Annotated in this window: 25 protein-coding genes; all 25 read left to right on the top strand. The window is 38.4% G+C overall.

Annotation, left to right across the window (positions count from 1 at the left end):
* Positions 1 to 52 precede the first annotated feature (52 nt).
* On the top strand, positions 53 to 253 hold the full coding sequence (locus FJ218_02720) for a flagellar protein FlbD (GenBank protein ID MBM4165824.1): 201 nt from the start codon (positions 53 to 55) through the stop codon (positions 251 to 253).
* A 19-nt stretch (positions 254 to 272) separates the two neighbouring features.
* On the top strand, positions 273 to 746 hold the full coding sequence (locus FJ218_02725; GenBank protein ID MBM4165825.1) for a flagellar basal body-associated FliL family protein: 474 nt from the start codon (positions 273 to 275) through the stop codon (positions 744 to 746).
* On the top strand, positions 722 to 1771 hold the full coding sequence (gene fliM / locus FJ218_02730; protein MBM4165826.1) for a flagellar motor switch protein FliM: 1050 nt from the start codon (positions 722 to 724) through the stop codon (positions 1769 to 1771). The genes FJ218_02725 and fliM overlap by 25 nt, the downstream gene beginning before the upstream one ends.
* Positions 1772 to 1836: 65 nt before the next feature.
* Positions 1837 to 2187 (top strand): flagellar motor switch protein FliN, encoded by a 351-nt coding sequence (gene fliN / locus FJ218_02735; protein MBM4165827.1) that lies wholly within the window; start codon positions 1837 to 1839, stop codon positions 2185 to 2187.
* A gap of 2 nt (positions 2188 to 2189) precedes the next feature.
* Positions 2190 to 2603 (top strand): flagellar biosynthetic protein FliO, encoded by a 414-nt coding sequence (gene fliO / locus FJ218_02740; protein ID MBM4165828.1) that lies wholly within the window; start codon positions 2190 to 2192, stop codon positions 2601 to 2603.
* 7 nt (positions 2604 to 2610) lie between these two features.
* A complete protein-coding gene (fliP, locus tag FJ218_02745; protein ID MBM4165829.1) occupies positions 2611 to 3360 on the top strand; it encodes a flagellar type III secretion system pore protein FliP in 750 nt (249 codons plus the stop codon).
* A 7-nt stretch (positions 3361 to 3367) separates the two neighbouring features.
* A complete protein-coding gene (gene fliQ, locus FJ218_02750; protein MBM4165830.1) occupies positions 3368 to 3637 on the top strand; it encodes a flagellar biosynthesis protein FliQ in 270 nt (89 codons plus the stop codon).
* A gap of 4 nt (positions 3638 to 3641) precedes the next feature.
* On the top strand, positions 3642 to 4412 hold the full coding sequence (fliR, locus tag FJ218_02755; protein MBM4165831.1) for a flagellar biosynthetic protein FliR: 771 nt from the start codon (positions 3642 to 3644) through the stop codon (positions 4410 to 4412).
* A 2-nt stretch (positions 4413 to 4414) separates the two neighbouring features.
* The gene (gene flhB / locus FJ218_02760; protein ID MBM4165832.1) at positions 4415 to 5533 is read left to right on the top strand and encodes a flagellar biosynthesis protein FlhB; all 1119 of its coding nucleotides are present in this window, start codon (positions 4415 to 4417) and stop codon (positions 5531 to 5533) included.
* Between the two features lie 163 nt (positions 5534 to 5696).
* Positions 5697 to 7721 (top strand): flagellar biosynthesis protein FlhA, encoded by a 2025-nt coding sequence (flhA, locus tag FJ218_02765; GenBank protein ID MBM4165833.1) that lies wholly within the window; start codon positions 5697 to 5699, stop codon positions 7719 to 7721.
* On the top strand, positions 7711 to 9030 hold the full coding sequence (gene flhF / locus FJ218_02770) for a flagellar biosynthesis protein FlhF (protein ID MBM4165834.1): 1320 nt from the start codon (positions 7711 to 7713) through the stop codon (positions 9028 to 9030). The genes flhA and flhF overlap by 11 nt, the downstream gene beginning before the upstream one ends.
* Complete coding sequence (locus FJ218_02775; protein ID MBM4165835.1) at positions 9023 to 9847, top strand: MinD/ParA family protein; 825 nt, start codon at positions 9023 to 9025, stop codon at positions 9845 to 9847. The genes flhF and FJ218_02775 overlap by 8 nt, the downstream gene beginning before the upstream one ends.
* A 63-nt stretch (positions 9848 to 9910) precedes the next feature.
* Positions 9911 to 10150, top strand: coding sequence for a hypothetical protein (locus FJ218_02780; GenBank protein ID MBM4165836.1), 240 nt, complete (start codon positions 9911 to 9913; stop codon positions 10148 to 10150).
* Between the two features lie 21 nt (positions 10151 to 10171).
* The gene (locus tag FJ218_02785) at positions 10172 to 10945 is read left to right on the top strand and encodes a FliA/WhiG family RNA polymerase sigma factor (GenBank protein MBM4165837.1); all 774 of its coding nucleotides are present in this window, start codon (positions 10172 to 10174) and stop codon (positions 10943 to 10945) included.
* On the top strand, positions 10938 to 11822 hold the full coding sequence (locus tag FJ218_02790; GenBank protein MBM4165838.1) for an HDOD domain-containing protein: 885 nt from the start codon (positions 10938 to 10940) through the stop codon (positions 11820 to 11822). Before FJ218_02785 ends, FJ218_02790 begins: the two co-directional genes overlap by 8 nt.
* On the top strand, positions 11819 to 12856 hold the full coding sequence (locus FJ218_02795) for a hypothetical protein (protein MBM4165839.1): 1038 nt from the start codon (positions 11819 to 11821) through the stop codon (positions 12854 to 12856). The genes FJ218_02790 and FJ218_02795 overlap by 4 nt, the downstream gene beginning before the upstream one ends.
* On the top strand, positions 12846 to 13856 hold the full coding sequence (locus tag FJ218_02800) for a hypothetical protein (protein MBM4165840.1): 1011 nt from the start codon (positions 12846 to 12848) through the stop codon (positions 13854 to 13856). Before FJ218_02795 ends, FJ218_02800 begins: the two co-directional genes overlap by 11 nt.
* A 6-nt stretch (positions 13857 to 13862) precedes the next feature.
* Positions 13863 to 14630, top strand: a complete 768-nt coding sequence (locus FJ218_02805; protein MBM4165841.1) for a flagellar hook-basal body protein — start codon at positions 13863 to 13865, stop codon at positions 14628 to 14630.
* A 56-nt stretch (positions 14631 to 14686) separates the two neighbouring features.
* Positions 14687 to 15481 carry a flagellar basal-body rod protein FlgG gene (gene flgG, locus FJ218_02810; protein ID MBM4165842.1) on the top strand — a complete coding sequence of 265 codons (795 nt, stop codon included), beginning with the start codon at positions 14687 to 14689 and terminating at the stop codon, positions 15479 to 15481.
* Positions 15481 to 16164 (top strand): flagellar basal body P-ring formation protein FlgA, encoded by a 684-nt coding sequence (gene flgA / locus FJ218_02815; protein MBM4165843.1) that lies wholly within the window; start codon positions 15481 to 15483, stop codon positions 16162 to 16164. Before flgG ends, flgA begins: the two co-directional genes overlap by 1 nt.
* Positions 16165 to 16182: 18 nt before the next feature.
* Positions 16183 to 16779, top strand: coding sequence for a flagellar basal body L-ring protein FlgH (locus FJ218_02820; GenBank protein MBM4165844.1), 597 nt, complete (start codon positions 16183 to 16185; stop codon positions 16777 to 16779).
* A gap of 6 nt (positions 16780 to 16785) precedes the next feature.
* A complete protein-coding gene (locus tag FJ218_02825; protein ID MBM4165845.1) occupies positions 16786 to 17886 on the top strand; it encodes a flagellar basal body P-ring protein FlgI in 1101 nt (366 codons plus the stop codon).
* 10 nt (positions 17887 to 17896) lie between these two features.
* Positions 17897 to 18739: a murein transglycosylase gene (locus FJ218_02830; GenBank protein ID MBM4165846.1), complete on the top strand. Its 843-nt coding sequence runs from the start codon at positions 17897 to 17899 to the stop codon at positions 18737 to 18739.
* A gap of 2 nt (positions 18740 to 18741) precedes the next feature.
* On the top strand, positions 18742 to 19224 hold the full coding sequence (locus FJ218_02835; protein MBM4165847.1) for a flagellar protein FlgN: 483 nt from the start codon (positions 18742 to 18744) through the stop codon (positions 19222 to 19224).
* A 12-nt stretch (positions 19225 to 19236) separates the two neighbouring features.
* Entirely contained in the window at positions 19237 to 20802 is a 1566-nt protein-coding gene (flgK, locus tag FJ218_02840; GenBank protein MBM4165848.1) for a flagellar hook-associated protein FlgK, read from the top strand.
* Position 20803 lies beyond the last annotated feature (1 nt).

A 20803-nucleotide genomic window follows, 5' to 3' on the forward strand; every position in this document is an offset into this window, starting at 1 on the left:
TGTGCGGTTTGTGCATTATTTCACAAACCGCACATCATGTTATGTAAAAAAAATGATAGAAGTAACACGATTTAATAACCAAAAAATAATCATCAATGCAGAGATGATTGAATTCGTTGAATCAACACCTGATACTGCTATCCATATGGACAATGGAAAAACGCATCTCGTCAAAGAAGATGTCAAAAGTATTGTAGATAAAGTGTTGAAATATCGGCGAGATATTCATTTACTTACTGAAACCATTAATTAATTTCCACCAAGAATTCACTATGAAATCGTCAAGCACCATTATCATAATTTTATTGCTCATCATCATCGGCGGCGGCGGATGGTATTTGTATTCATCGAAAAATAAAACCGCAAGTACTGAAGAAATTGATGGAGGATCGGGAGACGGTGTTTCTTCAAAGAAAGTAGCCGTAGAAAAAACAAAAGTAGAAACATTGGAAATAAAAGAAAAATTTTTGATAAACATTACAAGCGCTTCTGGAAGTACGTATATCTTAAAAACAGAAGTTTCGGTTGAAGTTTCAAATAAAAAATCTGCAGGCGAATTAGCGTTGCGACAAGCAAAAATTGCAGATATATTAAACACAGTACTTCGTTCAAAAACGTATGAAGAATTAAATAATGACTTTCCAAAACTCAAAGAAGAATTACGTGAAAAATTTGATGCGCTTGTTACCGAAGGAAAAGTGTTAGACGTATTATTTAAGACATTTGTTTTTCAACCACTAAAATAAAGAATACCCTGGTGGAAATACTTTCAAAACAAGAAATAGATAGTCTGCTTGGCGGAATAGCATCGGGTCAAATTCGTCCTCAAATGACTGATGTGGATGCAGACGCAAAAATAATAGAATCGCACGATTTTCGTTTGCCGCATCGTTTATCGGAAGAACGGCTTCGAACGTTGAGGGCAATTCACGAAAACTTTGCAGATTCGTTTAAAACATATTTGGTTTCGCGGTTGCAAATGATGGTTTCCGTCGGATTGCAAAATATCGAACAAGTCATTTACAATGAATACTCGCTTGGAAGTTCTGGGCCGCGTTGTTTATACATTTTTCGTATTGAAGAATCAAGTTCTTATGCAATTTTAGAATATACACCGGAACTTATATTAGCACTTGTTGAACGATTACTTGGCGGTTCGCTTTCTGAACCGATTGAGAAATCCGGAAATGATATTCGTCAAATTACAAAAATTGAACAAAGTATAGTCAAAGGATTTATTCAACGAGGAATTACAGATTTACAAAATGCTTGGAGACGACTTGCGCCATTGACATTTCGATTAGAACGGTATGAAAGTAGAGCGGATTTTGCTCAAATAACACCTTCAAATGAAAACGTTATTGTGATGGCATTTGACATTGCAATAGGAGATAAGCATTACAGAATGAATGTTTGTTTTCCAACAGCCGCCGTCAAAGACGTACTCGAAAAATTAGAAGGACAAGAAAAAGTTACGTTACGGGGCGGGAAATCGAGAGATTCATGGGGTCCGGAACTTCAGAAACGAATCGAAAAAACTGAACTTCCTGTTGGAATTCAATTGGGAAAAGCATCAATTACTATTCAAGAAATGATGGATTTGGAAATTGGTGATGTGTTACGATTGGATACGAAAATTGGCGGAGAAGTACGAGTATTAGTTGGAGGGAAAATAAAATTTTATGCAAAACCAGGTTTTTCAAACGATAATTATTCAGTAAAAATTTCAAGAAAAGAAACAGAGAACATCTCAAAAGGAGAAATGTACTAATGGCACACAGTAGATTTGCTGCAACAGAACCAGTCGGAACTTCAGAATCACCGGAAACAACACCAATGTCTCCAGAAATGGAATCATCTGGTGTAGAAATCCATAAAGCCGAATTTGAACCACTTCACCCGGGACCAAAATTCGAAGAGAAAGAACGAAAATTTGATATACTTTTAGATTTGAAACTTCCTCTCAATATAGAATTGGGAAGAACGAATATGCAGATAAAAGATATATTGGAATTGGAGCGAGGTTCTCTCATCGAACTCGATAAATATTCTACGGAACCAGTAGATATTTGGATTAACGGGAAAAAAATGGCAGAAGGAGAAGTGGTCGTAATTGATAAACATTTCGGAGTACGCATTACGAATCTCGTAGATGCTTCTGAACGATTGAAAGGTTTAGGAAAGTAGCGATGGAATGGATTGCTCTCAAAGCAATATTTTCGCTTATTTTTGTTCTCGTTTTTATGGGATTAGTATTATTTCTTTTGAAGAAATATATGTTCTCAAAAACGCGTGCTCCTTCTATCGGTGCCGATATGCAAATTCTTGGCACACTCGTACTCCATCCCAAGAAATCTATTTATATTGTAAAAGCAGCGAATAAATTTTTAGTTGTTGGAGTTACTGATAGTTCCATTCATTCACTTTCCGAATTTTCCGCAGAAGAAAGCGCGCAATTAATGAAGCACGTTGAAAGCGCGCAACAAATTTCCTCGAAATCGTTTACCGAATATTTCACAGAGTATTTAGGCATTATCGGCTGGCGAAACAAGAAGAAGACCCAATTTTCTGTTTTTCAGTCTTCCGATACCAACGAATCTTGAAACCACTATGAGAAAATTGTGGTTGATTGTATTTTTGCTTTTTGCAGCAGGAACGTTTGTTTTTGCTCAAGACAAACAACTCCCGTTTCCTAAAATTGGAATTGAAGTAGGGAAGTCAACTAAACCGGAAGAAGTTGCAGTTACGTTGCAAATTCTTTTTTTGATGACGATACTTTCTCTTGCTCCTGCGTTGATGATTCTCACGACGTGTTTTACAAGAATAATTATCGTACTGCATTTTATTAAACAAGCGATTGGAGTTCAGCAAGTTCCTCCGTCACAAGTGCTCGTTGGTCTTGCAATATTTCTGACGTTTTTTATTATGGGACCAACGTGGAACGAAGTGAATAACAAAGGGTTGCAACCGTATCTGAAAGAAGAAATTACGTTAGATGAGGCGTATATCAAAGGCGTTGAACCGATTCGCGAATATATGTTTAAGCATACGCGCGAAGAAGATTTGGAATTGTTCACCAAGATGGCAAACGTTGAAAAACCGAGTTCAAGAAAAGATGTTCCAACGCACGTATTAATTCCAGCATTTGCACTGAATGAACTTCGTATTGGATTTCAAATCGGATTTGTTCTTTTTATTCCGTTTATCATTATAGATTTAGTGATTACGAGTATTTTAATGTCTATGGGAATGATGATGTTGCCGCCGGTAATTATTTCGCTTCCGTTTAAACTGTTGCTCTTTGTTATGGTTGATGGCTGGCATCTGGTTATTGATTCGTTGATGCGAAGTTTTCAATAGATAAACTATGTCGGAAGAATTTGTCATCAGTCTTGCACGCGATTTTTTTTGGACAACGATATTAGTTGGTGGTCCAGCGTTAGTTGTTTCACTCGTTATTGGGTTGCTGATTTCAGTTTTTCAGGCGGCAACTTCTATTCAGGAGTATACGTTGACGTTTGTTCCTAAACTTATTGGAATTGCAATCGTGATGTTTTTTACGTTGCCGTGGATGTTGCAAGTGTTAATTACGTTTACCACAAATTTATTTCTCAAAATTCCGGATTTGGCTCGATAATGTAATGTCGGATATATTGTTATCACAATTCGTTCTCTTTTTATTATTGTTCGTACGCATTGGTTCAATGGTAATGATTGCCCCTGTACTTGGGCACGAAGCAGTTCCTCCGCAAGTAAAAATAGTATTGAGTTTGTTCCTTGCGCTAATTTTTTATCCGTTTGTGTTCAAGATGAAACAGCAAATTCCGTTACAACTTGCGCCGTTTGTCATTGCAGTTTTTTCGGAAGCGTGTATTGGAATGTTAATGGGATTTGCAGCAGGAATATTTTTTGCTGGCGCTCAAGTAGCAGGAGATTTTCTTGCGTTTAATATGGGACTCGGGTTTGCGCAAATGTTTGACCCGGGAATGAATCAACAAGTTACCGTACTCTCGAAGTTTTTTTACGTGATTGCGTTATTGATTTTTGTTGTCATCAACGGTCCGCATTTCCTTTTACAAGGATTACAATTAAGTTACAGTTACGTTCCTATCGGACATTTTCAATTGAGCGAATCGCTCTATAAAGAAGTAATAACATTATCGAAAACAATGTTCGTGGTTGCAGTAAAAATTTCTGCGCCTGCGGTTGTCGCGTTGTTTCTCACGAATGTTGTGCTTGCAATTCTTGCACGAGTTGTTCCGCAAATGAATGTGTTTCTTGTTGGATTTCCGTTGCAAATAGCCGTTGGATTAATTGTGCTGTTTATTATTTCACCGTTAATGGTGTTTGTATTTAAAAAGTTATTACTCACCTTTGAAGATAATTTCTTTGAACTTGTGAAAGTGTTGTAGCAATGGCAGATGACGATACGAGAGAAAAAAGCGGCGGCGGTGAAGACTCCGGTCAGGAGAAAACGGAAGAACCATCGCAGCATAAACGAGAAAAATCGCGGCAACGCGGTGCAGTAGCAAAAAGCGTAGAAGTAAATTCTGCGTTCATTCTTATTTTCGGATTGTTGTTATTGTATTTTATGGGTTCTGCAGCAATTGTCAATCTTGGTGATGCAGCAAAAAAAATTTTTATGGAATCTGGCGCATCGCGAATTAGTATGGTTAATGCTGAGCGATTTTTTTTGCAGGGATTTGTAACTCTTATTTCGACCATACTACCGATTGTAGCAATATTAATGTTAATAGGGTTAGCGTCAAGTATAGCGCAAGTAGGATTTCTTTTTACAACACAAACATTAGAATTTTCTTGGGATAAACTTGACCCACTTAAAGGAATCAAAAGAATATTTTTTTCGCGTCGTTCGGTAGAAGAACTCGCAAAAAGTGTTTTAAAAATTATTATTGTAGCAGTAGTAGGTTATTTTTCATTAAAAAGCGTAGTGAACGAATCAATTATGGTTCTTGATAGCGACATCGGCATTGTGATGTCATTCATCGGAAAATCCTCCGTAAGTGTTGGATTAAAGATGGGACTTGCATTTTTGGCGTTAGCGTTACTCGATTATATGTTTCAATGGAGAGAACATCAACGCCAGTTACGTATGACGCGCCATGAATTAAAAGAAGAAACAAAAGAAACAGAAGGAGACCCGCTTTTAAAATCGCGCATTCGCAGTATTCAGCGTTCAATGGCAAGAAAACGAATGATTGCAGAAGTTCCGAAAGCGGATGTCGTGATTACAAATCCGACACACGTTGCTATTGCATTGAAATACGAAGTGGGAAAAATGGAAGCACCGAAAGTTATTGCAAAAGGCGCAGAACTACTTGCACAAAAAATAAAAGCGATTGCAATTTTGCACAATATTCCAATAGTTGAAGACCAACCGCTGGCGCAATCGTTATACAAAATGGTTGATGTGGGAGAAACAATTCCCGATAAATTATACAAAGCAGTCGCTGAAATTTTAGCATACGTTTATCGTTTGAAAAACACGCGATTCGGTTTTGGTTTGAATTAAAATAATGGCAGCAGCAGCACGAAGAAATACAGTAGCACTCGAAGGTGGTTTAACAAACGGTAAATCACGAAACGGGCGTAGAAACGGCAACGGTTCATCACCTCATTTGCCGCGAACAGGAATATTGCGTGCGTTTGAGATACTCGGCACGAACACCGATGTAATGATTGCAATTGGAGTGATTTCAATCATTACCGTGCTTGTCATTCCATTACCTCCACAATTTCTTGATGTTTTACTCACGCTCAACATAACACTTTCCATTATTACACTAATGGTTTCAGTGTACTTAAAAACTCCCCTTGAGTTTTCCGTTTTTCCCGGACTTCTTCTTCTACTCACATTGTTTCGCTTGTCGTTGAATATAGCATCAACGCGTTTAATTTTAGGAGAAGCATACGCCGGCGAAGTGATTCAAGCGTTCGGTTCGTTTGTAGTAAAAGGAAATTACGTAGTTGGATTTATCATCTTTATTATTCTCATTATTATTCAATTCGTCGTCATCGTAAAAGGATCAGGTCGTGTTTCGGAAGTTGCTGCGCGATTTACGTTGGATGCAATGCCGGGAAAACAAATGGCAATTGACGCTGACTTAAACGCCGGAATGATTGACGAAGCAACTGCACGCACACGCCGTCAAAATATTGCGAGAGAAGCGGATTTTTATGGTGCGATGGATGGTGCAAGTAAATTTGTTAAAGGAGATGCGATTGCCGGATTAGTTATAAACATAGTGAACCTATTAGGCGGACTTGTTATTGGAATGTTACAAGAAGGATTTTCATTTACAGATGCCGTTCAAAAATACACATTGCTCACTGTTGGAGACGGATTAGTTACACAAATTCCCGCATTGATTGTAGCAACCGGAGCCGGTATTGTTATTACGAGAAGTTCTTCCTCCGGAGGTACGCTTGATATTGAGTTAAAGCAACAACTCTTCGGAAATCCCAAAGTGCTGTATGTTGTCGCAAGTACGTTGCTGTTCTTTGCAATTATTCCGGGACTTCCTGGGATTCCGTTTCTCTTACTTGCATTTATTACGGGAGGAATAGGATACTTGACAACCAAAGAAAAACTATTGCAAGAAGAAGAAAAGGCACAACCGCCAATTACTCCCGTTGTTGAACGTGAAGAAAAAGTTGAGGAATACTTGCAAGTTGACCCGTTGGAATTGGAAATTGGCTATGGTTTAATATCTATTGTTGATGAATCGCAAGGAGGAGATTTATTCAAACGAATCGGAAATTTGAGAAAACAACTTGCTATTGATTTAGGAATTATTGTTCCTGCTATTCGTGTACGCGATAATCTGCAACTTGAACCGAATGAATACGTTTTCAAAATTCGCGGGAATGTTTCAGGAAGAGATTTTCTCCGAATAGGAAGAATTTTAGCGATGAGTCCCGGTGAAATCGGAGAACACATTGATGGAATTGAAGTTCGCGACCCTGCTTTTGGATTACCTGCAGTATGGATTGCGGAACGAGAGCGAGAGCGCGCAGAACTTTCCGGTTATACAGTTGTAGAACCATCGGCAGTATTATCTACACACTTACAGGAAATCATAAAACGAAACGCATACAAGATTCTTGGGCGTCAAGAAGTTCGAAAACTCATTGAGAACTTAAAGAAAGATTATCCCGCAATTGTTGAAGAATTGACACCGGAACTATTGCCGCAAGGTATGGTTCAAAAAGTATTACAGAATTTATTGAAAGAAGGTATTCCTGTTCGCGACCTCGTCTCAATTTTAGAAGCGTTAATTGATTATGCGCGTGTAACAAAAAATGTTGACGTTCTCACTGAATATGTTCGTCATTCTCTTTCGGAAACCATTGCGCGTTTGTATCAAGACGAACGCGGCGTTGTTCATGGAATTGCGATGGGTCCTCGACTAGAGCAAGCAATTATCTTGGCGGTGCAATCACAAAAAGAAATCGGTCCAAGTCTTGGGTTATCGCCGTCGCTCATTCGTTCCATTCACTCGGGATTAACCAAAGCGATGGAAACAGCGATAGCCACTGGTTATTTGCCAATCATTATTTGTGCGGCAACAGTTCGTCCGTATTTCTTTAGAATGATTCATACAACATTTCACAATGTATCCGTGCTTTCATTTACAGAATTGCCGCCGGAAATGGAAATTGAATTTATCGGTAAAGTGGAGATAAACGATGAAGGTTAAAAAATTTGTAGGACCAACGTTGCGTTCAGTTACCGAACAAATGAAAACGGAGTTCGGTGACAATGCAATTATATTAAACACACGAAAAGTGCCACACGGTGGTTTGTTCAGTTTTCTTGGCAGAGATTTGTTAGAAATAACCGCAGGAGTTGAAGATGATGTGTTGGATGTACTGGACATTGGGAACCAACGTTCTGCAAACCCAGGTTCCGAAAAAACATTTGACTACATTCTGTCTCGCTTTCAATCTGATACAACGAATTTAGATGAATCAACGAGAAAAATTAGCGGTGTTCCTGCGGCAAAAAACGGCAACATAGAAGGAGAAGATGTTACAGAAATTCTGTCGAATTTATCGAAAGATGTTGAGCGAAAGCAGCGCGGAAACAAAATAGACTTTCCGACGACATCACGCTCGGATTTGCATAATTTGAAAGATGAATTAAACGATGTAAAACATACATTGCGAGAAATAGTTGAGCAACTGAAATACAGTAAAATGCCAAGTCTTCCCGATCATTTACGACGGGCATTTGTTACACTTGTCGGACAAGATGTGAACGAGCAACTTGCGGCGCAAATTGTTCAATCCATTTATGCGCATTTGAGCGGAGAGCAACTTGATGACGATACATTAGTTGAACAGCGGTTGTTATCCGAGATGGCAAAAATGATTCGAACTGCAGGTGCCATTGAGCAAAAACTTGGAAGGGCAAAAGTTGTTGTGTTTGTTGGTCCAACAGGTGTAGGAAAAACAACGACGATTGCAAAACTTGCGGCAATCAACAAGTTATTCAACGGATTAAACGTTGCGTTGATCTCTGCTGATACGTACCGCATTGCAGCAATTGAACAACTGCGAACGTTTGCGGCAATTGCAAACATTGAAATGGATGTAGTGTATCGTCCCGGTGAAATGCAAAAAGCAATCAGAAAACACAAGACGAAAGACGTCATAATTGTTGATACATTTGGAAGAAGTCAGCGGGAAACAAAAGGACTAACACAATTACGAAAATTTCTCGATGTTGCAGACCCCGACGAAGTTCATCTCGTTCTCTCCGCCGCTTCGAATGAAAAAACAATGATAGATATTTGCGAACGATTTGACGTTGCAAAACCCAATCGCCTCGTCTTTTCGAAAGTAGATGAATCTGCTACATTTGGTCCGTTGTTGAATATTTCGTACAAAACCGGAATTCCTATTTCATATATCACTACGGGACAAACTGTTCCCGACGATATCGTTATAGCAGATTCATTGAAAATAGCAACAATGATTTTTCGCGGAGTAATTTACGATGTTTGACCAAGCAGCAAAACTTCGTACGATTGCTTCTCGCCATAGAGAAGAACTTTCTAAAGTTGTAACACCAAAGCTGATAACAGTTACCAGTGGAAAAGGCGGAGTCGGGAAAAGTATGATTTCATTGAATCTTTCTCTTGCAATTGCAGGGTTAGGGAAACGCGTGCTTCTCGTGGATGTGGATTCAAACTTAGCAAATCTTGATGTATTAATAGGAATGACGCCGACGTATCGTTTGAGTCATGTACTGCGAGGAGAAAAAACAATTGATGAAGTTGCAGTTCCTGTGTGGAAGACTATGCGCATCATCCCGGGAAGTTCCGGAGACATTCGATTTCCGCTCATTGATACGGAAGTTCAGTTAAAATTATTCGAAGATTTACGTTCGTTGGAACAGCCGTATGACTATATTCTGCTTGATACGGGCGCAGGATTAAATTCTGAAGTAGTAACATCAGTAATCAATACGGATGAAGCATTAGTCATTACTACTCCCGAGCCGACTGCCGTAATGGATGCGTATGCTGTAATTAAAACAGTATGTCTTGAATCATCAGAAAAACTAAAACTCAATTTAATTGTCAATGCAGCATGGTCTCCGTTGGATGCGGAAGAAACAGGAAGAAAATTGCAAATGGTTGTTAATCATTTTTTAAAAACACATATAAATTATTTAGGATTCGTACCGTACGATAAAAACGTACATCACGCAGTACTGGAGCAGCAGCCGGTGATATTACGATTTCCTCGTTCTGCTTCTGCTCTTTCAATTCAAAAAATAGCGCAAACAATTATTAAACAACCCAAAACATATAATTAACTCTGAAAGGTTGTCAAAAATATGATTCGATTTATTACTGAATTTGGTCTCTTTATTTTTTGTATGGCTGGTGTGTTATATGGAACTCGAGGATACTCTATAGTTGATATAGTAACGTACTCGTTTCTTTTTTTCATCAGTACATTATCCCTTGCATTTTTGTGTCTCGCCGCTTTTGGTACCGAACAAAAAGAAAACGGTGATGGCAATGGTGCGGGAAAACTTTCGACGCCAGGTGAACAGTCGCCAAGTATAACAGTACCGCCAGCAACTCAGCCGAGTGGTTTTGGCACACTACAATAATAACAGAATCAGGTTATTGTCGTGAGAGAAGGTTTATTACCGCAACTCGAAGATACTTCAATGCATATTGAATTTCGGAAAGATAGGCAAAATAAGAATTCCAAAGAGCAAATGATTCTTCGCTACTTTGGATTAGTACGGTATGTACTTCACCATTTGCATTTGGCGCGTGGGTATGTTTTATCGAACGAAGATTTGTTGCATTTTGGCATTCTTGGATTGAATGAAGCTATAGAAAATTTTGACCCGAATAAAATGGTCAAGTTTGAAACGTATGCTATTCCCAGAATTCGCGGAACCATTTTAGATGAAGTACGAAAAATAGATTGGGTTCCCCGCGCAGTTCGAAAACAGATGCGAGAGGAAGGGAAAAACAATCCAGAATTATTACAGTATCGTCAATTTGAACAGTACCGAGAACGTGTAGCTCAAAAATTATCGCTTACACTTTCAGATTACGACAGAGTTGTTGATGAAGCGCAGAAAACTACTACTGGAGATGGAAATCATTTACGCAAGAACGGACATATTTCTGATATGGATGAATTTATTGATGAAGGTTCGCTGGACCCGAGTCAGTTGATTACTGAAGTTGAAGCAAAAGAAATGATCGTCGAAAGAATAGAAGCGCTTCCGAAAAAACAGCAGATCGTTATTGCGTTGTTTTATTACGAAGAACTTTCATTCACTGAAATAGCGCAAGTACTGAAATTATCAGTATCTCGAGTATCGCAAATTCACTACGAAGCGTTAGCAACACTTCGTAAAGAATTACGTGTAGTATATAATGCATAAGAAGAAACAACATACATTAACTGAGCAGGAAATACGAGACAGATTAAACACGTTGTCCCATTTTCCTGTGCTTGATTCGTTTTCTATAGATATTTTACAACTGTTGGAAGAACCATCAACAACGCCGTTGCATATACTTCGCGCAATAGAAACAAATCCTTCGCTTGTTGTTCAGATACTTAAGAAAGCAAATTCGCTGCTTTACGGATTTCCACGAAAAATTAGCACCGTTGAGTTTGCACTTTCTATTATTGGATTCGATATCATCAAAGAAATAATTGCATTGCAAATTCTTCATTCGCATTTTGAACAGAAATCTGAATGTTCGATTCAATCGTTATGGGAACATTCGTTTTCGACCGCGGTTATTGCGAAACGAATTGCGCGGGATGTCGAATACCCTGTTGTTGGAGAAGCATTTACTGCCGGACTGCTTCACGATATAGGAATAGCAGTTTTTCAATATCAGTTTGCGAATGAGTTTTCCATAATAATGAATAATACTAAAAAAACCGGAACAACATTTGAAGAAGAAGAGCAACGAATTTTCGGAGAATATCATCACGCCATTGTTGGCGGATGGCTTGCAGAACGTTGGAATTTTTCACCATCAATTGTGGAATCAATTACATTTCATCACAATCCGACAAATGCAAGAAAATACCAACTACTTTCTGCTATTGTGCATTGCGCAGAAGTTTTTTCGAACAATTATTCATCGGAAAAAATATTGTTCGATTCTCATTCTACGTATAACGCTTCGGCAGTGCAATTGTTAGAATCGCGATATGCTGGTTTTGAACGTCGTTTTCTCCATCAAGAAAATATGTACAGCGTGGAAAAAATTTCTTTGAGTAACGAAACGGTTACGCTATGAAACAGGTTGCCAAAGAACGTACTACGATTACAAACGAAGAAGTATCGTTGTTGCGAACAGTGCTTCCGCAACTTGAAGAAGTGATGGAACAGCGCGAATCGTATATCAAAGCACTCGAAAAAACTATTGATGTGTTGAAAAACGAGATAACACCGAATGCATTAAGTACTTTTCGTCAAACGTATTTTTTTAATGATATGATGTCGTTGCAACGTCGCTCGTATGTTCTTTCAGTATCAGAAACTCCAGAAAAACTGTTAAACCAATTATATAACTTTGTTTGCGAATTGGTGCACGTTCAGGAACTCAATGTGTTTTTGATGGAATCAGATAAAAATACGTTTGTCCCTTTTGTTCCCGAAAAAAAAGTACTTACCAGTGAAATGAAAGATTTTCTCAAGAGTGGAATCGCATCTTGGGTGATGGAAGAAAAATCCGTCATTATTATTCCACAGAACGATATGCCCGCTCCGATAACTGAATCGTATGTAATACTTCCGATGTTGTTAGCGCAAAAACAATTGGGCGTTATCATCGTACAAGTAAAACAAAAGGTAGAAGATTATACGAATCTCCAGCGCCGTGCGCTACAACTTCTCGCAAATCAAGCATCCGTTGGCGTGTATTATTTATTACGAATGAAATTAACTCAACAAAATTCGGAAGAAATTTCACTTGGAGAATTATTGCAGCGATGTATTGATTTTAACGGGAAAGAAAAATTTTCATTGAGTTATACCAATGATTTTCCTTTTATCAACGGAAACACTTATTTGATGAGAGATGCGTTTACTTCGTTATTACAATCGCTCGAAACGAAAGAGGTTATTGTAATACGACTTGTGAGAACAGCGTATTTTGCTATTGTACAAATTGCATTACATTCAAAAACCGAAGAGTTTCAAAAAAATGAAAAATATCTTTCAGCGAAAAATATTTTTCATCTGCAACACGGAGATATTTTGGTACAGAGCGGCGATTCAGGAATCAATCTCAATGTTTTTTTACCGTTGAAGAAAGAATATGTGCAATAAAAGTCTTATATTTTGCTTCGTTGCAATGCTTGTGTTTTTTAGTCATATAAGTAAAGCAGATAAACGTGTTGATTTTATTCCGTCGCACAAAGTTTCGCCGTTGGATTCTCAAAAACAATCGTATGTTGGAAAAGGGAATGTGATTTCTAAACAACAAAAAGAAGAAATAATTCCAACAATTCAAACGAATAATAATTCGGTGCAAAATGAAGAAAACAAAAATATTGAGAAGAAACGAACGATTCGAGAAAAGGTAAAAAGAGAACGACCAACGCGCAATAAAGCAATAATTACGGACAACAACGTTATTCAGCAAACACTGAATGGAAATACACCGGATTCAACATTGCACCAATCAGAAACGAATAACGTAGCGGATACTTCAAGAGATGATTCGCAAGTTCAAGAAGAAGAAAAGAAACCAATTCCTGCTTCAGTGAAGGAAGAAAACGGAGTGTTTGTTCGCTCTGTTTTTGTGTTAGCGTTGCTCGTTATCATTGGAGCGTTTGTATTGCTCGGTTTGCAATTGACCGGATATTTTTCTAATAAATCAAAGCTCCCGATCTCCACATTTACGAGAAGTGTTGATGAAGAGATTGTTCCGGCAATTCAACAACCGAAGAAAAAAGAGCACGATATTTTTGCAACAATTAGTGAAAGAGAAACTAATCAGATAACTGACAAAGAAGATGAACTGATTGAAGAGATAGAATCGGCTAATGATGCGGTAAATTATGAAACTGTGTATTTAGCAAGGCAATTCGGGCGAGGTAATGGAGAAGTGGAACTTGCAATGAAAATGATGACGCATCGAAAACCATCGGTGGTTTCGTCGCAATATTCTTATCAAGCGACAATGATTGGAACGACGGATGCACAGAATAAACCGGGACGAAAAAAAGATGCAAGTGTAATAGCAAAAAAATTAGGAATCGGGAAAGGCGAAGTTCTTTTGGCTCGTCATCTCGAAGATTTAGAATATCATCATACGAAAGGATAAAATTATATGCCTATTGAAGGAATAGACGCTGCTGCAAAATTTATGCGTCCACTTATGTTACGAATGCAAGTCATATCCAACAATTTAGCGAACGTTGATTCCATAGGATTCAAACGCGGAAAATTGTTCGTTGAATTATTGAACGAAGGTGAACCGACAGTTCAGCAATACGACACAGGATTGGGAGAATATCTCCCGGGAACAAAGGTTACCGAAGTACCCGATTTTACACAAGGAGAACTTCAACAAACGAGCAACGCATTTGATTTTGCGGTTGACGGTCCAGGTTTTTTTGTCGTGGAAACTCCCGATGGAATACGTTATTCTCGCGCAGGAAACTTTATGGTATCTCCTGATGGTGAATTACGAACGAAAAATGGATATACTGTTCTTGGACAAAACGACAGTGCAATAACGTTTCCGAATTTTACGAATTTAAAAAAAGAAGATATTGCTGTAACTCCATTAGGAGAAATTTTTGTTCAGCATATTTACATTGGACAATTAAAAATAGTTGGGTTTGCAAGCCAAGAGCAACTGAAAAAAGTTGGCGCTTCGCTTTTTATGCCAAGAGAAAATGTTGAACCGATTCCGATTGACCCAGATAAAGTTTTTGTGCGTCAAGGATTTCTTGAAGGTTCTAACGTTGATGGAATCGAAGAAATGGTTGAAATGATAGAACTTATGCGCCAATTTGAAACCGGTCAACGATTAATTCAAACGCAAGACGAATCGGTAAGTCGTTCATTGGAAGTTGGTAGATTGTCGTCGTAGTTTTTTTTTACAAACAAATTTTATTTTTTTTATTCACAATATAAATAAACAATAGTATGAATAGAGCACTTCGCGCCGCAACAACGGGATTATCTGCGCAGCAAATGAGCATTGAAATCATCGCCAATAACTTATCGAATGTTAACACTGCTGGGTTCAAAAAAATGCGACCTGAATTTCAAGATTTGATGTATCAAACATTGGAAATTGCAGGCGCATCTCCGCAAGGGCAAACTACACAACAACCTGTTGAAGTTCAAGTAGGAAATGGAGTAGTTCCTATTGGTACTGTTCGACAATTTTCCCAAGGAGATCCGTTGATAACAAATAATCCATTGGATATGGCAATCGAAGGCGAAGGATTTTTTCAAATTCGTCGTCCAGATGGAACATTAGCATATACGCGAGACGGAGGTTTAAAACTTACTAGTGACGGAACATTGGTAACATCGCAGGGATATTTAGTTGAGCCGGGAATTACGCTTCCGCAAAACACTCGCGACATTCAGGTTTCACGAGACGGAAAAGTGAATGCGCTGATTCCAGGAGAAATTAATCCGGAACTTGCAGGTGAAATTGAATTGGCAAAATTTGTGAATCCGGCAGGGCTTCGTGCTATTGGAAATAATTTATATCAAGAAACCATTGCATCTGGACCGCCAATTTTAGGAAAAGCAGGAGACGAAGGATTTGGCGAAGTAAAGCAAAAAGAAATTGAAACGTCAAACGTTGATATTGTTGAAGAAATGGTTGCAATGATTGTTGCTCAACGTGCATATGAAATCAATTCCAAAGTTATACGTACGGTTGAAGATATGTTATCTGTAGCGAATAATCTTAAACGTACATAATGATTTTGTTTTTTTTTCTATGGTTTGTTTCTGAAATACAATTTTCAGTAATTTCTTTCGAAGAAATTCAAAAAACAGTAGAAAGATTTGTATTTCAAGAAGTAGGATTACCGAAAGAAGATGTAACGGTGGAATTCCGAAATACTCTTTCCAATATTCGTATAGAAAAAAAAACATATCAAGTGAATGTAGTTCCTGATAAAAATATTATTTTTCGCGGGAAGGTAACGCTGCCCGTGGAAATTGTCAGCGAAGGTAAAACTGAAAAGCGGATATTAGTATCACTGAATGTTCGTAGGTTTGCCAACGTTTGTTCTCCATCGCGTTTGATTGCAAAAGGAGAAATACTTTCTGAACACGATATTTTGGTTCGGAAAATAGAAACAACGTCTATTACACAACCGTTTTATTCGATAAAGGAAGAATGTATTTCAAAACGAGCGACGAAATCGTTACTTCCGGGAAAAACGTTACTGAAAGAAATGCTGGAAGAAATACCGATTGTACTCAAAGGAAAAACAGTGCGAGTAATTGCAAAAACACCGACGGTTTCAATTTCAACATTCGGTGAAGCGCAACAGGACGGAAGTCGGAACGAAATTATTTCCGTTCGGTTATCAAATTCAAAAGAATTAGTCAAAGTAAAAATATTAGATGATAGTTCAGTTCTCGTTATTCAATAATTTGAGAAAGGAAAAAATATGATACGTACAACATACGTTTTAGGCATTAGTATATTGTTATTCGTATTTTGCGGAGAAACATTTTCGCAGGATATGAGAGGAAACGTTGCGCGTTCTCTTTTTAGCGATACGAAAGCAAACAGAGTTGGTGATGCTATTACTGTTGCAATCCTCGAAGTGAGTAGTGCAATTAATAATGCGACAACGACAACAGAACGTTCAAGCGATTTGACGTTAAACGCAAATGCGGCATCATCCGGGATCGGAAATATTCCTGAAATCAGCAACGATATGTCTTTAGGAACGGGTAATGCGTTTTCCGGCGGAGGTTCTGTTGCAAATCGGGGAGATGTACGTGCTACGATTAGCGCAACCGTTGATTCGGTTTTTGCAAATGGGAATCTACGGATTTACGGAACAAAAACAATAACTATACGAAACGAAGAACAGCGAATAGAGATTTCCGGTATCGTTCGTCCTTCGGATATTCAAGCAGACAACAGTGTTTTATCAACCAATGTAACGGATTTAGTGATAGTTTTTTCAGGAAGCGGAATGGTTGACCGCGCACGTGAACCCGGTTGGTTAACACGTATTTTCCATTGGATTTTCTAAATCAATATGAAAAAATTTTTTGCAGTTTTATTTACAATCATTACTCTTGTCAATAATATTTTTGCAGTTCGAGTCAAAGATATTGCGTATGTGAACGGTGTTATGAGCAGCCAACTCATCGGGTATGGATTAGTTACGGGTTTGAACGGAAGCGGCGACACGCAACGTTCCGCATTTACACTTCAATCTGTATCAAGTATGTTGAAACGATTCGGAGTAACAGTATCTCAAGATGCGTTGCGTTTGCGTAATGTTGCCGCAGTTATGATTACTGCAACGGTTCCTCCGTTTGTAAAAAAAGGCGGAACAGTTGATGTAATAGTTTCTTCGATGGGTGATGCGACGAGTCTTCAAGGAGGAACATTATTACTCACTCCAATTTCTGCAATTGATGGAGTAGTTTATGCGATGGCGCAAGGTCCAATTTCCGTTGGTGGATTTAGCGCAACTGCTGGTGGAAGTGAATTTCGTCGTTCGCATACTGCATCGGGACGAATTCCATCGGGTGCAATTTTAGACAAGGAAATTCCAACAAATTTTCATACACAGGATTGGAAAGTAGAAGTTGTTCTTTTTCAACCGGATTTTACAACGGCGCAACGTATTTCTGATACGGTAAATACAAAATTCGGAAGTGAAATTGCTTTTGCACGCGATGCATCTTCTGTTACTATGAATGTTCCTGCAGAATTTCAATCGGAATCGAAAGTAGTGCAGTTTATTGCACAGGTGGAATCGTTTGAAGTTTCTCCTGATGTTGCTGCAAAAGTCGTTATCAATGAACGAACTGGAACCGTTGTTGCCGGAAGCAATGTAACGATTTTGCCTGCCGCAATTTCTCACGGTGGAATTACTATTGAAATACAACAGGTTCCAGTAATTTCGCAACCTGGTCCTTTTTCAAAAGGAAATACGGTTCAGACGGAACTCTCTGCAATTTCTGCGTCGCAAGATACTTCCTCGGTGAAAGCAATTAGTGGTGCAGCGACGGTTCAAGATGTTGCACAAGCGTTGAATTCGTTGCGCGTAAAACCACGGGATATTATTGCTATTTTTCAGGCGTTGAAAGAAGCAGGTGCATTAAAAGCGGAATTGATTATTATTTAGTTTTGAAAAAATGAGCATCCATACATCAATACCATTACAAGACGTAGTTGCGCAAAAACCGCGTGTAGAACTTGACCCTCAGAGAAAAATAAAGTTACAACGCGCTGTACGAGATTTTGAAGCAATGTTTCTTAATCAAATGCTGAAAAGTATGCGTAGTACGGTTCAGCAATCAGGATTATTTGGTGAAGAAAATTTTGGTGGAGATGTTGTTAATTCAATGTTTGATATGGAATTATCAAGCAAACTTGCTCAGAGTCGTGGCTTCGGAATTGGCGATATGTTATATTACAAAATTACCGGCGAACATTTGCCTACAACGATTACTGCTTCTTCGCAATCTTCCGAAATGAATAGCGTTTCTCCAAAACGTAATGTGAGTAAAGAAGTACAAGAATTTACTCCGATAAATGCGGCTCCGCGTCCTTTGCCTGGAGAAGCAAAAACATTACGAGAACGAGTTGAGCAATACAATGATATTATTGATGAAGCAGCAAAGAAATATTCGTTGGATTCGAATTTAATTAAAGCAGTGATAGCAACGGAATCAAGAGGGAATATGAATGCGCGCTCGCCGAAAGATGCAAAAGGAGTTATGCAACTTATTGATAGTACAGCGGCAGAGATGGGTGTAAAAGATGTTTGGAATCCTTCTGATAATATAATGGGAGGAGCAAAATACTTAAAGTTGATGTTAGATAATTTTGACGGTGATATTGAAAAAGCACTCGCTTCGTATAATGCCGGTCCAGGTTCTGTAATGAAACACAAAGGAATTCCGCCGTATAAAGAAACGCAGCAATACGTAAAACGTACGATGAACTATATGAAATATTTTCAGATTCCGGAATAACAATGCCCGTTCATCCAATACAATTATCTCCTGTTGAGCAACTCATAAAATTGATGCTTATGGAATCGGAAACCGCTGAAGAATTATTCCATATTCTTACGGAACAACAGGAATCGCTCATTACATTATCTGGAGATATGCTTGAAATTACTGTTGAACGTTGCACGGAAATCAATCGTCGGATGCGAGCGTATGAAAAAGATAGACAACGATTGCTTGCAAATGTAATGAAAGGAACACTTGCGGAAAAGTATATTGGTTCGCCGAATGCGTTTGATAGATTGATGGAAGTAATGGATAATCGCGGAGGAATGAAAATAAAATTACGAGATGTACGTGAACGATTACGAATTGCTGTTGCAAGTGTCGTTCAACGCAATGCTGTAAATTCTCTATTATTAGAACACTCGATGCATTATGCACAGAATATGATAAGAACAATTACGACAAGTTTTTCAAAACAACTGATAGATCAAAAATATTAAATTACAATATTTATGCCTGGACCAAGTTTAAACCATATCATCGAAATTGCTAAACGCGGCTTGTATGCTCAACGTCTTGGAATGGACATTGTAGGACACAATGTTGCAAACGCATCAACTCCCGGATATTCACGACAACGTGTTGATTTCCGTACAGGAGAAGTTTTAAAAACAAATCAAGGATTGTTGGGAACAGGAGTTATTTCCACGAATGGAGGAAGAATTCGCAACGCATTTGTTGATGAACATGTGCGCGTTTCGACTGGCACATTTGAAGATGCGAGCGCACAACGACAAACAATGTCGCGTATAGAAACGAAAATCAACGAATTAACAATAAACGGTTTAGGACAGCAGATAACAAGGTTTTTCAATGCATTTCAAACATTGGCGCAAAAACCCGAAGATGTTGGACCACGTATAAATGTTATTAATCAAGCAAAACGAGTTGCAGATGCATTTCATAATGTTGTTCAAGGATATGAAAGTGCGCAAAAAGAAACGCATCAAGAAGTTGAAAAAATTTTAAATCAAATTAATAGATTAGCCGAAGATATTGCTATTGCAGACAGAGAAGTTCTCCGTTTGCAATCTGTTGGCGTTGATGCAAGCGATGCAAAAGACACGAGAGATTTGCTCATTGATGAACTTTCGAAATATGCAAACGTAAAAGTCAGCGAAGATTCGAAAGGTTCCGTGTTAGTTTCTATCGGAGGAATTGTTGTTGCATCACGTGGAGGCGCATCAAAATTGCAGATGGAGCAGATTACTCAAGATATATATTTTGAAGGGCAAGAAGACCCGTTCACCGTTGATAGACTTGCAATTACTATTCCTCCGTTCAACGAAGATTCAATATTGGAACCGCAAAATCGAACTGTCAATATTACTTCCGGTCAATTGAACGGATTTTTAAAAACATATAATGAGCATTTGGTTCCGGGAATAATGCGCATCAATACACTTGCGCAATCATTCGCTGCAAAAGTGAACGAAATTCATTTATTAGGATATGGAAGATTCAATCCCGAATCGGGAACAATGACTTCTGAACTTCCGCTTTTCACCATTGGATATGATGGAAGCGGCGCTGATGTATATACAGATCCCGATGATATTCGGAGTATAGATATTACAGATAAGAGCGATCCGTATAGCACCGTTGCAAAATTTATTAATGTATCGAAAGATATATTGTCTAATCCTGATGGAGTTGCGGCTTCAGCAGAAGATGGAGTTCCGGGAAGTAACGCTATAGCACTTCGCATCGCAAACTTGGCGAATCTTCAATTTGTAATCGAAGACCCGAATAATCCCGATACGTTTCGCTATACGTTTGAAGAATATAACAGAAAAAGTGTTGATGAACTGGGAACTGCAATCTTCAGCGCAACAAATTCGGAAGAAGCATCGCAAATAGTTCTTGAAAGAATGGTTCAGGAACAACAAGCAATTTCAGGTGTTTCTATTGATGAAGAGATGAAAAACTTAGTGGAGTTTCAACGAGCATACGACGCTTCGGCAAAAATAGTGGCAACAGTGAATGATATGTATTTAACAATCTTAAATATGGTATAAT

It is taken from the genome of Ignavibacteria bacterium, assembly GCA_016873775.1.
Taxonomy (GTDB): domain Bacteria; phylum Bacteroidota; class Ignavibacteria; order UBA10030; family F1-140-MAGs086; genus JAGXRH01.

Excerpts from the sequence above, each read along its gene's own strand:
- fliO (MBM4165828.1), top strand. The coding sequence starts at position 2,190 with ATGGAATGGATTGCTCTCAAAGCAATATTTTCGCTTATTTTTGTTCTC.
- fliQ (MBM4165830.1), top strand. The coding sequence starts at position 3,368 with ATGTCGGAAGAATTTGTCATCAGTCTTGCACGCGATTTTTTTTGGACA.
- FJ218_02780 (MBM4165836.1), top strand. The coding sequence starts at position 9,911 with ATGGCTGGTGTGTTATATGGAACTCGAGGATACTCTATAGTTGATATA.
- FJ218_02805 (MBM4165841.1), top strand. The coding sequence starts at position 13,863 with ATGCCTATTGAAGGAATAGACGCTGCTGCAAAATTTATGCGTCCACTT.
- FJ218_02790 (MBM4165838.1), top strand. The coding sequence starts at position 10,938 with ATGCATAAGAAGAAACAACATACATTAACTGAGCAGGAAATACGAGAC.
- flgK (MBM4165848.1), top strand. The coding sequence starts at position 19,237 with ATGCCTGGACCAAGTTTAAACCATATCATCGAAATTGCTAAACGCGGC.
- FJ218_02825 (MBM4165845.1), top strand. The coding sequence starts at position 16,786 with ATGAAAAAATTTTTTGCAGTTTTATTTACAATCATTACTCTTGTCAAT.
- flhA (MBM4165833.1), top strand. The coding sequence starts at position 5,697 with ATGATTGCAATTGGAGTGATTTCAATCATTACCGTGCTTGTCATTCCA.
- FJ218_02835 (MBM4165847.1), top strand. The coding sequence starts at position 18,742 with ATGCCCGTTCATCCAATACAATTATCTCCTGTTGAGCAACTCATAAAA.
- FJ218_02800 (MBM4165840.1), top strand. The coding sequence starts at position 12,846 with ATGTGCAATAAAAGTCTTATATTTTGCTTCGTTGCAATGCTTGTGTTT.
- FJ218_02725 (MBM4165825.1), top strand. The coding sequence starts at position 273 with ATGAAATCGTCAAGCACCATTATCATAATTTTATTGCTCATCATCATC.
- flgA (MBM4165843.1), top strand. The coding sequence starts at position 15,481 with ATGATTTTGTTTTTTTTTCTATGGTTTGTTTCTGAAATACAATTTTCA.
- FJ218_02795 (MBM4165839.1), top strand. The coding sequence starts at position 11,819 with ATGAAACAGGTTGCCAAAGAACGTACTACGATTACAAACGAAGAAGTA.
- FJ218_02820 (MBM4165844.1), top strand. The coding sequence starts at position 16,183 with ATGATACGTACAACATACGTTTTAGGCATTAGTATATTGTTATTCGTA.
- fliN (MBM4165827.1), top strand. The coding sequence starts at position 1,837 with ATGTCTCCAGAAATGGAATCATCTGGTGTAGAAATCCATAAAGCCGAA.
- flhB (MBM4165832.1), top strand. The coding sequence starts at position 4,415 with ATGGCAGATGACGATACGAGAGAAAAAAGCGGCGGCGGTGAAGACTCC.
- FJ218_02830 (MBM4165846.1), top strand. The coding sequence starts at position 17,897 with ATGAGCATCCATACATCAATACCATTACAAGACGTAGTTGCGCAAAAA.
- FJ218_02720 (MBM4165824.1), top strand. The coding sequence starts at position 53 with ATGATAGAAGTAACACGATTTAATAACCAAAAAATAATCATCAATGCA.
- flhF (MBM4165834.1), top strand. The coding sequence starts at position 7,711 with ATGAAGGTTAAAAAATTTGTAGGACCAACGTTGCGTTCAGTTACCGAA.
- FJ218_02775 (MBM4165835.1), top strand. The coding sequence starts at position 9,023 with ATGTTTGACCAAGCAGCAAAACTTCGTACGATTGCTTCTCGCCATAGA.
- flgG (MBM4165842.1), top strand. The coding sequence starts at position 14,687 with ATGAATAGAGCACTTCGCGCCGCAACAACGGGATTATCTGCGCAGCAA.
- fliR (MBM4165831.1), top strand. The coding sequence starts at position 3,642 with ATGTCGGATATATTGTTATCACAATTCGTTCTCTTTTTATTATTGTTC.
- fliP (MBM4165829.1), top strand. The coding sequence starts at position 2,611 with ATGAGAAAATTGTGGTTGATTGTATTTTTGCTTTTTGCAGCAGGAACG.